Here is a 704-nt window from a genome sequence, read left to right as displayed (position 1 = left end):
TGGGCTCTAGTGCAATGGGCGCATCGACCTTCAAACGCAAGCTGGTACAAGCTGGGATAGATATTGAAGTGAAGAACTTTGCCATCGAGAAAGTCCCGAGTGAAGCCGATATCGTCGTGACACACGAGAGCTTAGAAAGCCGCGCAGTCAACGCGACAGGTTTACCAGTCGTAACGATCAAGAACTTCCTCAACGACCCAGCGCTTGACGAGCTGATGTTTAAGATTAAGCAACAAACCGTCGCGACTGAGCAACCAGCCTAACAATGCAGTTTGGGGCGGCAGGTATCGCCCCAATTAGGAGAGAAATCATGGTACAAACAACGGCAGCGGTTATCTGTGGTGAGAAAAACGTTCAATTAAGAACCTTTGATTTACCAAACATTTCAGCCGACGAACTTCTGGTTAAAAACATTTCAAACAGCATTTGTCTATCCACTTACAAAGCAGCATTGTTAGGTAGCAAACACAAACGCGTTCCTGAAAACATTGACGAAGTGCCAGTGATGACAGGTCATGAATACGCAGGTGTGATTGTTGAAGTCGGTGAGAATCTAAAAGATCAATTCAAAGCTGGTGACTACTTTGTTTTGCAACCTGCCATGGGCTTGCCTAGTGGTTATTCTGCGGGTTACAGCTACGAAACCTTTGGTGGCAATGCAACGTATTCCATTATTCCTAAAATCGCTATCGACTTAGGCTGTG

The 704-nt window shown here is 45.9% G+C and carries 1 protein-coding gene and 1 pseudogene; both read left to right on the top strand.

Annotated features, from left to right (window positions below; translation table 11 throughout):
* A pseudogene (locus R7Q11_RS26365) lies at nt 1-263 on the top strand (PTS mannitol transporter subunit IIBC); the annotation flags it as partial.
* 47 nt (nt 264-310) lie between these two features.
* Nucleotides 311-704 (top strand): alcohol dehydrogenase catalytic domain-containing protein (locus R7Q11_RS26360; RefSeq protein ID WP_225467020.1); only part of this gene is annotated, 394 nt, incomplete at its 3' end.

The organism is Vibrio sp. 970 (assembly GCF_033339075.1).
Note: the sequence above shows the minus strand (reverse complement) of the source record. Positions and strands in the feature narration are given on the sequence as shown.